At 71.7% G+C, this 11,023-nt stretch carries 10 protein-coding genes; 4 read left to right on the top strand and 6 right to left on the bottom strand.

Annotation, left to right across the window (positions count from 1 at the left end):
* Positions 1-174: 174 nt before the first annotated feature.
* On the bottom strand, positions 175-933 hold the full coding sequence (locus tag AOK24_RS15805) for an SDR family oxidoreductase (RefSeq protein WP_055720716.1): 759 nt from the start codon (positions 931-933) through the stop codon (positions 175-177).
* A gap of 158 nt (positions 934-1,091) precedes the next feature.
* On the opposite strand from AOK24_RS15805, the gene AOK24_RS15810 reads away from it, so the two are divergent.
* A complete protein-coding gene (locus AOK24_RS15810; RefSeq protein WP_055720717.1) occupies positions 1,092-1,967 on the top strand; it encodes a helix-turn-helix domain-containing protein in 876 nt (291 codons plus the stop codon).
* Between the two features lie 103 nt (positions 1,968-2,070).
* Positions 2,071-2,655, top strand: coding sequence for a hypothetical protein (locus tag AOK24_RS15815; RefSeq protein ID WP_055720718.1), 585 nt, complete (start codon positions 2,071-2,073; stop codon positions 2,653-2,655).
* 54 nt (positions 2,656-2,709) lie between these two features.
* Here AOK24_RS15815 and AOK24_RS15820 read toward each other — a convergent pair whose 3' ends face one another.
* The 4 genes from AOK24_RS15820 to AOK24_RS15835 form a co-directional block, all read right to left on the bottom strand.
* Positions 2,710-4,443 (bottom strand): hypothetical protein, encoded by a 1,734-nt coding sequence (locus AOK24_RS15820; protein WP_055720719.1) that lies wholly within the window; start codon positions 4,441-4,443, stop codon positions 2,710-2,712.
* Between the two features lie 21 nt (positions 4,444-4,464).
* Positions 4,465-7,224, bottom strand: coding sequence for a hypothetical protein (locus AOK24_RS15825; protein WP_107103967.1), 2,760 nt, complete (start codon positions 7,222-7,224; stop codon positions 4,465-4,467).
* 83 nt (positions 7,225-7,307) lie between these two features.
* Positions 7,308-7,505, bottom strand: a complete 198-nt coding sequence (locus tag AOK24_RS15830; protein ID WP_055720720.1) for a hypothetical protein — start codon at positions 7,503-7,505, stop codon at positions 7,308-7,310.
* A gap of 252 nt (positions 7,506-7,757) precedes the next feature.
* The gene (locus tag AOK24_RS15835) at positions 7,758-8,210 is read right to left on the bottom strand and encodes a glycosyltransferase family 4 protein (protein WP_079056831.1); all 453 of its coding nucleotides are present in this window, start codon (positions 8,208-8,210) and stop codon (positions 7,758-7,760) included.
* A gap of 185 nt (positions 8,211-8,395) precedes the next feature.
* Here AOK24_RS15835 and AOK24_RS49675 point away from each other — a divergent pair, with 185 nt between their 5' ends.
* Together AOK24_RS49675 and AOK24_RS15845 are read left to right on the top strand one after the other, a co-directional pair.
* Positions 8,396-8,782, top strand: coding sequence for an MFS transporter (locus AOK24_RS49675; protein WP_055720722.1), 387 nt, complete (start codon positions 8,396-8,398; stop codon positions 8,780-8,782).
* Between the two features lie 157 nt (positions 8,783-8,939).
* Complete coding sequence (locus tag AOK24_RS15845) at positions 8,940-9,563, top strand: TetR/AcrR family transcriptional regulator (protein ID WP_055720723.1); 624 nt, start codon at positions 8,940-8,942, stop codon at positions 9,561-9,563.
* Positions 9,564-9,630: 67 nt separating this feature from the next.
* On the opposite strand, the gene AOK24_RS15850 is transcribed toward AOK24_RS15845, so the two are convergent.
* On the bottom strand, positions 9,631-10,809 hold the full coding sequence (locus AOK24_RS15850; protein WP_055720724.1) for an MFS transporter: 1,179 nt from the start codon (positions 10,807-10,809) through the stop codon (positions 9,631-9,633).
* Positions 10,810-11,023: the final 214 nt, after the last annotated feature.

The raw sequence follows: 11,023 nt of genomic DNA on the forward strand, positions 1-11,023 counted from the left end.
CCCATCCCGCAGAGCCACCCCCTCACACCTCGACCGTACCCAACTCCACAACCTCCGAGGGCATCGGCCAGAACACCGCCGTCAAAGACCCCAGCCCGGCCGACTCACGTTTCCGCCCTCCGGACTGTCTGTCCGCGCATCGACCTCACCGAAGAGTCCGAGCCGCAGGCCCGTTCAGCGTGTGGTGAATCCTCCGTTCGCGAAGATGGTCTGGCCGTTGATCCAGCCGCCGTCCGTGGCGAGGAACACGACGAGGGGCACGATGTCCTCGGTCTCGGTGAGGCGTCCGCCCAGGCCCTGGGACTGGAGGAAGGCGACGCGTTCGGGGGTTTCCTGGGCGTAGAAGAAGGGGGTGTCCATGGGGCCGGGGGCGACGTTGTTGACGGTGATACCGCGGGCGGCGAACTCCTTCGCGGCGGCGCGGGTGAAGTGTTCGACGGGGGCCTTGGCGCCGGCGTACGTGGAGTAGCCGTCGGTGAAGGCCGCCAGCAGCGAGGTCAGGACGGTGATGATCCTGCCGCCGTCGTTCAGGTGGCGTCCGGCCTCGCGGAGGAAGAAGTACGCGGCCTTGGAGTTGACGGCGAACATCCGGTCGTACTCCTCCTCCGTGGTGTCCACGATGGGCTTGCGCAGGACCATGCCGGCGGTGTTGACCGCGATGTCGATCCCGCCGAAGTGGTCCTTGGCCGTCGTGAACAGCCTTTCGACGTCGGCCACTTGGGACAGGTCTCCCTGGACGAGCAGCCCCTTGCCCCCGGCCGCCTCGATCGCCTTCAGGGTCCGGCGGGCGTCGGGCTCGGTCGCGTCGGAGTGGTAGTGGACGACGACGTTCGCGCCCTGGGCCGCGACGGTGGTGCTGATGAGGCCGCCGAGGTTCTTGGCGCCCGCGCCGACCAGGACGGTCCGGCCGGAGAGGGAGTGGTTGACGCTCATGGGGATTCCGCCTTCGTGATGGTGTCGGTTCGACGTGCACGATCACCATCGCCCGGCGGCTCCCGTCGCCTCTTGCACGATCCTGCGGTCTTTGGACAAACGCATCACGCTATGGACGGGGTGTGCGATCAAGCCGCCCCTGCGGCCAGAATGGGAGCGTGTCGCGTTCGTTGATCAAGCCCCATCTCGTGCACCTCTCCGGCAGCGGCACGGGCCTCGCGCACGCGGTCGTGGAGCGGGACGTGGAACTCGCGGCCGGGAAACACCCCGCCGGCCAGCCGTCCGCGGGGCCGGACAGCCACGTCCTCGTCGTGCACGCGGGCACCTCGACGCGCCTCGACTGGTCCGCCGACGGCTTCGCGCGCCGTGAGCGCTTCCACTGGGGCCAGTCCCTGGTCAACCCGGCGGGCTGGGCCGCGCGCCCCCGCTGGCAGGAGGACGCCGAGCTGATGCTCGTCTCCCTCGACCCCGCCTGGCTGGAGAAGCTCGCCGACGAAGGCGGGCTGCGCGGCACCCTGGAGATCACGCCCGCGTACCACCTCAGCGACGCGTTCCTCGCGATGATGGTGGAGCGCCTGGTCCTGGAGTACGAGCAGAGCGGCCCGGCCGACGGGCTGTACGCGCAGTCCCTGGTCCAGGCGATCGCCGCGCACGTCATCAAGGTCGCCTCCGCCCACGGCAACGCGGCCAGGCCCGCCGGGTCGGGGCTCGCGCCGCGCCGGCTCGCCCAGGTCACCGACTACATCCACGCCAACCTCGCCGAGCCCCTGAGCCTGGACACCCTCGCGCGGATCGCGGGCGTCAGCTCCTCCCACTTCTCGCGCACCTTCCGCGCCTCCACGGGGCACTCCCCGCACCAGTACGTCCTGCGGCAACGCCTGGAACGGGCCCGCATCGCGCTCCTCACCACCGCCTCCCCCATCGCCGAGATCGCCCTCGCCTGCGGCTTCACCGACCAGAGCCACCTGACGCGCACGATGCGCCGCCAACTCGGCGTCACGCCCCGCGCGTTGCGCGCGGAACGGACCCCGTAGGACAGGGCACACCCGTTGACCACCCAAAGTGATGGGTCGAATACTGGTCGCACCGAACGCCCACTCGGGCTCCACCAGAAGGCCCTTACGAAGGGGTGCACCCATGGGCTTACCGGCAAGACGCGACGACGCACCGCAGCAGCATTCCCGTCCGGCCCGCCGGACCGTGCTCGGCCGGGTACTCGGCCTCGCGGCGGTCGGCATCGGCGCCGCCGCGGCGACCGCGGCGACCGCCCCCTCCGCGCACGCGGCGGTCCGCGCGAACCAGGCCGACTGGCGGTTCTGCACGAAGTGCTACGGCCTGTTCTTCCGCGGCTACCCCACCGACGGCGCCTGCCCGGCCGGTGGCGGCCACGACTCGGCCGGCTACAACTTCAACATCCCGCACAGCATCCCGGAGACCCCCACCGCCCAGCACAACTGGCGCTTCTGCACGAAGTGTTACGGCATGTTCTTCTGGGGCTACCCGGACAACGGCCGCTGCCCCGCCGGCGCGGCGCACGCGGCGGCCGGGTACGACTTCGTGCTCCCGCACGACATCCCCGAGACCCCGGCCTCGCAGCGCAACTGGCGCTTCTGCCCCAAGTGCTACGGGCTCTACTACTACGGCTACCCCACCAACGGCACCTGCCCGGCGGGCGCCGCCCACAACGTCGCCGGGTACGACTTCGTGCTCCCGCACCTGTAAGGCACCGACCGTGCCGTCGGCCTCCCCCGCGCGAGGCCGGCGGCGTCCGCGGGGTCAGTGTCCGAACACGCTCAGCGCCTCCTGGATGAACCCCCGGTACGTCTTCGTCCCCGGGTCCAGGTGCTGGCCGCCCGCGAGGATGAGGTTGTGCGGGTAGTAGGCGCCCCTTCGGTCCGGCAGGTACTCCATCGAGAACACCCGGCGCACGATGGCCTCGTCGCTGAGGCCCGCCTTCCGGTACGCGGCGATCGACGCCTCGACGGCCGCTTCGTTCTGGGCCGTGGCTGGGTCGACGTGGGCGGGGTCGTCCGATCCGAGGATCAGGTCCAGGGCCTTGTCGTGCTTGCCGTCCACGAGGCGTGAGTAGCGGAGCGCGACGACGGGGTGCGCCGAGGCCAGTCGGCCGTCGGCGGGCAGGGGATAGTCGAGCAGGTGGTAGTTCGCGGCGTCGGGGAGGACGGTGATGCCCGGCAGGAGTTTGCCGTCGGGCAGGTAGGAGCGGGGGCGCTCGCGCCAGCGGCCGATGACGACGACCTTGACGTTCTCCTTGAGGAGCTTGGGGATGACGTCCTTGCCCAGCAGGAGTCGGCTGTTGGGGGCGTCGCGCGGGGGTTCGTTGGTGTAGACGGTCTCGAAGAGGACGAGGCCGCCGGTGTCCTTGAGGTTGTTGCCGGCGCTGGTGAAGGCGTTGCCGCCGGACTGGCTGTAGGCCATCAGCACCGGCTTGTCGACGGCGAGGGTGTCGGCGTCCAGGGCCGTGCCGTGGGTGTAGACGGTCCGGACGGCGCCGTCGGTCAGGTCGGCGAGCCCGCGCTGGAGGAGGACGCCGCCGTCGCCGCCGTTCATCAGCGGCACCAGCAGGACGTACTGCTCGTCGTGGATGGCCCGCTCGAAGCCGAGCGGGACGTCCCAGTACTGGGGTACCGGATCCTTGTCGGGGAGGTAGGACAGCACGCCCCGGAAGTGGTGCAGGGGGCCGGGCAGCGCGGCCGGGTCGCCGCGGAACGTCTTGCGCACGTCGATGTAGGGGGCGAGGAGTTTCTCGTACCGGTCGTCCGTGAGCGGCTCGGTCAGCAGCCTGGCCAGGATCTCCAGGCCCGACTGGAGGTTGTTGTCCGGGGTGACGACGGAGACGCCGTGCAGCGAGGACCGCAGCCCGGTCAGGCTGTTGTCGTAATAGATCGCGCCGTAGTCGGCGGGCATGATCATGACGGCCGGTTTGATCCGGGGCAGGCGGTAGGTGCTGGCGGGCAGGACCGCGTACCAGACCAGCGGGTGGCCGCCCAGGCTCGCCAGGGCCCGGATCGTGCGGTCGGTGCCGCGCAGGAGGTTCATGACCTGCGCCCAGGCGGAGCGGCCGTGCAGGGCGTTGTAGAGGTCGGTGATGTCGACGAACCGCACGTCCAGGCCGACGGTGGTGCCGGTGACCTTCAGCAGCGGGTGGAGCGCGGGAATCCCCTTCGGGCGGCCGAGCGGGTCGTACGCGGGGCCCTTGCGCCAGCCGAGCGGTACGAGCCCGCCGTCGGGCGTGACCGTGAACTCCTGCTGGATGCGGAGCATCGGGTAGGTCGTGCGGTCCACGTCGACGCTCGCGTCGATCACCAGGCGCAGCCAGGCGGTGCCGGGCGCGAGGTCGGCCGTGAACCCCGAGGGCCCCACGGGCACCGGCACGGGCCGCCCGGCACCGGCGCCCTGGGCGCGGGTCTCGACGGTGGCCGTCCACTTCTTCAGCAGGAAGTGCGTCCACAGCGGTACGGCGGGACGGGCGTTGACGACGGTCAGCCGCACGGCGTCACCGGGCCCCGGCCGTCACAGCTGGCGCCCCGTCCGGGGGTCGTACGTGACCTCGACGGCCACCACCTGGTCCGTGGGCAGGACCTCGGTCCACTGGTCGAAGATCTGGTAGGGGTCGGCGGGCCGGAAGCCGCCGTCCAGGGGGTCGAAGCCGGTCTCGAAGACCCGCTCGGCGGCGAGGGTGCGGGTGATGTCGGTGTTGCGGGCCTGGAGTTCGGCGGCGAGCGCCTGGAGGACCCAGCCGATCGACTTGCCCTGCCAGTCGGCGGGGTCGCCGGTCTGCCAGGCGTACTCCTTGTCGAGGGCCGCGTCGCCTTCGACGTGGGCGCTGGACAGCCAGCCCAGGGCGTCGAGTTCGTGGCCGGGGCGGACCGGCAGGACGGCTTTGACCCAGGAGGCGTTGAGGAACTCGTTGCGCCGTTCGTCGCCGTCGGCCTGGATCAGCCAGCCCAGGGAGCTGCCGGTGGGGGCGGGCGGGGTGTTCTCGGTGATGAGGTAGTCGACCCGGTGTTCCAGCTGGCCGGGTGGCGTGGAGGTGGTGGCGCGTGGCGGGTTGACCGCGCCGGTGTGGCTGAAGCGGCTGGTGACCGTGGCGCCGGCGACGGGATCGCCGGAGGTGGCGTCCCAGTCGTGCGGCGGTACGGGGTAGCGGCCCACCGCGTCGGGGCCCGGCCGTACCGGTGTCTGCTCCCCCGCGCCCGTGGTGGGCGCCGGGCGCCAGTAGTCCGGTTCGACGAAGTACAGCATCTGGTCGACGTCGAACATGCCGCGGATCAGCTCGGCCGACAGGTGCCGTTTCTCGTCCTGGCCCTGGAACAGGTCGAGTTGGCCGATCAGGTCGGCGAAGACGCTGTGCCGCTCCTCCTTGCGGAGGTCCTCGGAGTCCCGCTGCCTGACCTTGGTGATCAGGTCGAGCCGGTCGTGCACCGCCTGCGCGTACGCGGCGCGCTGCACCTTGGCCACCTCGTGCTCATACACGGCGAGCTCGGCGAGGTACTGCCGCTGGGCGGGGTCCTGCTCCGGGGGCGGCGGCTCCCAGACGAGGGCGAGGGTGAACGCGATGTAGGGGCCGCCCCCGAAGTGCACGTTGGTGCAGTTGACGCGGAACCGGCCGGACGTGGCGTCCAGGACCTCGTAGGTGGCGAGGAACTTGGCGACCTGGCCGCTGCTGGTCGTCGCGGAGACCTTGCGGATCTCGTTGCCGGGCGCGGTGCTGAGTTTCCAGCCCGGTCCCGGCGGCGGCGCGGAGTACTCGAAGTGGGCGACAATGTACTCGTCCTCCTCGCCCCGCCAGAGCCGGTCCCAGCCGTCCTGCTTCACCCAGTCGGCGTCCTGGTGCGGGGCGTTGTCGCTGTCGGCGGTCTTCTGGATCGGGTAGTTGTCCGAGTACGTGACGCGCGCCTGGGCCAGGGGCGGGGGTTTGACCGGCTGCTTGAGCGCGGTCAGGTCCGGGGCGGGCACCACGTGGACGAGTTCGCCCAGGCCCAGGGCGCGGCCCGGGTCGGCGACGAACACCTGCCAGCTCAGCTGGGTGCCGATGTGCTGGAGCTGGACCCCGACCTTGCGCATCTTGCGGCGCAGTTCGTAGTTGACGAGCTTGTCGGTGGTGTTCTGCACCACGTACCGGCGGCTCGACGTGTCGGTGGTCTCGGTGACCGTCTTGAAGGTGGTCTTGAAGTTCCGGGTGATCTCGCTGCTGGCCTTGGAGCTCTGGGTGCGGGAGTGCTTGTGGCTGACCTCGGAGGATTTGTTCGTGGTGTTCTTCGTGCTGTAGCTGGCGCTGACGTCGGCGTGCACGATGCCGACGTAGTTGGCGCTCGCGTTCGAGGTCACTCCGAGCGAGGTCTCGTTGGCGTTGGACTCCTTGACCGCGTCGGCGAGGTCGGTCTGTTCGGTCAGCGCCTCCTCGGTCTTGCGGGTGGACGTCTCGGACTGCTCGGCGGTCCGCTCGACCAGGGTGCGCCGGGTGGAGGTCTCCACGACCTCGACGGTGCCGCCCGGGCTCAGCCACAGGTGGCCGACCGGCGGGCCGAGGAAGGTGTCGAACTCGAAGAAGTACTCCCGGAAGAGGTTGACCAGGCCGACCGGCGAGAGGATGCCGTCCGTCGGCGGCCGGTTGCCCCACACCGCGAGCGGGGCCAGCGGGGCCAGGACGCCCTCACCGAGCGTGCCCCGCCCCGGGCCGTCCGGCGCTCCCTCCGGCAGCCGTACGTCGAGTGCGGCGGCGGCCCGCGCGGTCGAGGCGTGGCCGAGCCAGCCCGGCAGGGGCTGGTAGACGCCGAACAGCTCACTCGCGTACGGGACCGTGCCCGCGAAGTCGCCGACCGGGCGGCCCGGACCGGGACCCGGCGCCGGGGCAGGAGCCGGGAGTACGCCCACGTTGTCGCTCGGCCCCGAAGGGCTCGTCGCGAACGGCTTCACCGACCAGGGCCGGCCCGGCTGCGACTGCGTCACGAGCAGCAGTTCCCGGTTCTGCTGCGCCTGCGGGGCCACGAACGAGACAGTCTGGACGCCGGTCCCGCTCACCACACGCCCCACATACTGGCGCCCCGCCCCGTCACCGGTCTCCAGAAACATGCCGGCCAACGCCGGAACTCCGGAGAACAGCGCCGGATCACGCACATCCGCATCCGCAGGCAACGCCAGCGCGACCCGCTGCCCCGGCAACAACTCCGCCGGCCCCGCCTGAATCGTGTACGACCACACCTGAAGCCAGGACCCCGAGCCCTGCGCGGTGAACGGAACTCGGCCCGTGAAACTGACGACGAGTGCCATGACGGTTCTCCCCCCGAAGCCCGGATCCATCACAAGAATCGATACCACCACCCCCTACCGAACCGGGAAAATCCCCTCAGCCTTCACGCCTCCTTGACCCTCTGTTCCATCGGGAACGCAGAAATCGCTCGCCACCGGTCGCCCGTTCGAGCCAGGGCGTTGTTCCGGAGGGTCGCGGCGCCGTTCTCGGGGCTGTGGCGGCTGGTGACAGCGACCAGGCCGTTGTAGAAGTCCTTGCCGTGGTCGCGGTCGCTGAAGAACTCGTGGTGGTCGATCCACACCAGCCGCGACGCCTGGGCGGTGACCGGGTCGGTGCCGGCGGCGAGTCCGATGAGGTCGCGGCGAGCACGTTCTCGCGGCCCCGGATGTGCAGCCCGCCGCCTGTCAGGCGAGCGTCCGGGCCGATGCCGGCGACGGTCGTGTTGGCGCCGACGTCGACCTGTCCCCGCAGCCGCAACGTGCCCTCGACGAGGACGACTTGGACCGGTCGCCGGCGAGGGTCTGCCACAGCTCCTCCGGGGTGCGCACGACGGTCACCGGCCCGTCGGCGCCGTACCCGACGGGGCGCCGCGCCATGCGGGGAGCGTCAGGGGCGGGCGGCACGCCTCGTACACCGCCGTCAGTTCCCGCACCTCCCGCTCGGGGGCGAACCGGGTCCGTACCGCCTCCCGGGCCCGTTCGGCGCGGGCCGACGCGGCGTCGGGCTCGTGGAGGGTCTTCAGCATCGCGTCGCGCAGGGCCGGCGGGGAACCGGCCGGTGACACCAGCAGGCCTTCGCGGCCGTCGGCGATCATCTCGGGGACGGCGCCGACGGTGTTCGCCACGAGGGGGGTGCCGGCGGCCATCGTCTCCAGTACGGCGTTGGGGCAGCCGTCGTGGACGAAGAGGTCCATGCCGCGGATGTGGCGCAGGGCGTCCCGGCGGGCGGCCTTGCCGGTCAGCGTGACCCGTTCGGTGAGGTCCAGTGCGGCGATCGCCGTACGGATCTCGGGCCCGGCTGGTCTGCGCCGATCTCCCCGGCGAGGGAACGTCCCTCAGCAACAGCCGGAAGGCCGCGAGGAGCGTACCGGCGGCCTTCTTGCCGCGGAACTTGGCCAGCGAGCCGACCACGGGCCCGGTCGCGTCCGGCGGTACGGCCCGCTCGCGGCCCTCGCGGTAGGCGGCCGGGGCGATGCTGTTGAGGATCACGTGGCCGCGTCCCGCGCAGCAGGTCCGCGCGGCGTGCGGCTACGTCTGGTTCCTGATCTCGGCAGGCGCCTACCCCACCTACGCGACCGGCATGTTCCCCTCCCTGGTCCTCCTCGGCGGCGGCTTCGCCTTCGGATACGGCGCGATCATGGCCCAGGCCACGGAAGGCATCGACGACTCCGAACAGGGCCTCGCCTCCGGCGTCGTCCAGACCTCCAGCCAGGTCGGCGGCGCCCTCGTCCTCGCAGTCCTTACTGCCGTCCTCGCGGACGCGTACTGCGGGTCCGGGGCACCCGCAAGGCCCTGTAACCGGCGTCGGCACCGTCAGCGCACCGACCCCCGCCCCGGCGTCGATATGCCCTTCAGCTAGATGCGGGTCTCCGGCCTGATCCTCACCACGACGGCTCCTGGAGGGCGGGCACCCCATCGACAAATCGTCATTCCTGGGACCGTCCGGCTGTCCTCCATCGCCGGAAACGACTTGATCGATCGACTCGCTCACGAGACTGAGTCGCTACAATGTTCGCATGGCTCATGTGACCGCGGCGGAGCGCCGCCCTCAGTTGATCAAGGCCGCCATCGACCTGATGACCAGGGAGGGCGTGGCCGCCGGAAGCACGCGGGCGATTGCCGCCGAGTTGGGTGTGGCGCAGGCGACGGTGCATTACACCTTCGGGACGAAGGAGGAGCTGTACCGCGCGGTGATGGAGCAGTTGACGTCCGACCTGATCGCGCAGGTCGAGGGGGCGGTGCCCGAGGGGAGCGGCTTCGAGGAGACGCTGGCCACGCTCGCGGGCGCCCTGTGGCGGACGCTGCGCGAACAGCCGGCCAGTCATCAGCTGCTCACCGAGCTGACCATGGTCGCGCTGCGCACACCGCACCTGCACGAGGCCGTGGACAGCCACTACCGCGGAACGATCGCGGTGACGGCGAAGCTGGTGGCCGAGGCGGCGGAGCGCACGGGGCGGGAGCTGGCCCAGCCGGCGGAGACGATCGCGCGGTTCTTCCTCACCGGTTTCGACGGGCTGATCCTCCAGCGCCTGGTCGTACCGGACGACACCGCAGAGGACACTGTGCTGCGGGCCCTCGTCTCCGCGACGATCGGCCTGGCCGGGGGGAGCCTGCCGCTCGTGGACATGACGGCGGGCTGAGCGCCGGGACGGCCGTACAGGGCCCCTTGCCTGGAGAGGCGAGGGGCCCTACCTGTGCGCCTGTCGGTCAGGAGGGGCTGTCCACGGCTTGCCGTTGTTCCCCGGCCGCCTCCGTGCTCGCGACGGTCATCCGCAGCAGCGGGAGGGAGGCGGCGAAGGTGCCGGCCGCGAGGAGGACGCCCAGGACTCCGGCGCCCGCCCCGTCGAGGACGGCGCCGACGGCGAGGGGACCGATGCCGGTGCCCAGGGCTCCCGCGCCGCTGAGGGAGGCCACCAGACGCCCGGTCGGGTCGATGAGGGCCGCGGCGGCGAGGGTCTGCACCAGGACGGCGAGCTGGCAGGTCTGCCACAGGACCGCCGCGACGACGAAGAGCAGGCCGTCGTGGGTGACGATCAGGACGGCCATGGCGGCGGCCTGGGTGACGACGAAGGCGGCCATCGACCGCATCCGCCCGAAGCGGTGGGCCGCGGCGGGCCCGATCACCGCGCCGCCCAGCGCCACCACGCTGGAGACGGCGAGGACGGCGGAGACCGCCGAGTGCGACAGGCCGGTGTGCTCGCGGCCCAGCACCGAGGCGTAGGACCAGGCGCCCTGGGTGACGGCCCACAGGAGCGCGGTGCCCCCGAGCAGGAGCAGCGCCGGGCGGCCGGCCGGCGCTGCGGAGGCGTCCTGGGTGGCCGGCTCCGCGGGTCCGTCAGGTAGGTGGCGCACCAGCGGCCAGGCGGCGGCGCAGCACAGCGCCATGAGCAGGAAGCCGGCCCCCTCCCCCAGGTCGTGGTTGGCCAGGGGCACGGCGACGATCAGCAGCGCGGTCACGCAGACGGTGCCGGCGATGGTGACGGCGGACGCCTTGTCGGCGTCGTCCGTGGCGGCGAGCGCGGCGGTGGCCGCCGCGTAGACGGCGCCGAGGCCCGCGCCGATCATCAGGTTCGCGAGGATGAGGGTGACCGGGTCGGAGGCCGCCGTCGCCCCGAGGAAGCCGAGCGCGGCGAGGAGCAGGCCGACGCGGACCATCCGTACCCGCTTCGGGCGGGCCGCGCGTTCGGCCAGCAGCAGGGTGACGACCGCGGTGGCCATGAGCTGGGTCGCGGCCACGAGGCCGGCGGAGGAGTCCGACAGGTCGAAGCGTGCGGCGAAGTCGTCGACGAAGACGGGCATCACGTTCGCCCCGCCGTTGCCGAGGGTGACACCGGATACGAGCGCCACCACGACGCCGAGGGTGAGGGCGGGGCCTCGCGTGCTCATCGAGGGCTCCTCGGTGCGGGGCCGGTCACCGGGCGTGCGTCAGGCATGGGATTCCTCAGGTGGGGGGAGGGAGCGGGAGAACGCGGGCCGGAAGGGGGGAGGTGAGACGGCCCAGACGGCCTGGACGTACACGCCGGACTCGATGAGCGCGGCCAGCCAGGCGGTGGCCTCGGTGTCGTCCGCGCCGGTGCGTTCGCGGTAGATCGCCCTGAAC

It is taken from the genome of Streptomyces niveiscabiei (assembly GCF_001419795.1).
In the GTDB taxonomy this organism is placed as follows: domain Bacteria; phylum Actinomycetota; class Actinomycetes; order Streptomycetales; family Streptomycetaceae; genus Streptomyces; species Streptomyces niveiscabiei.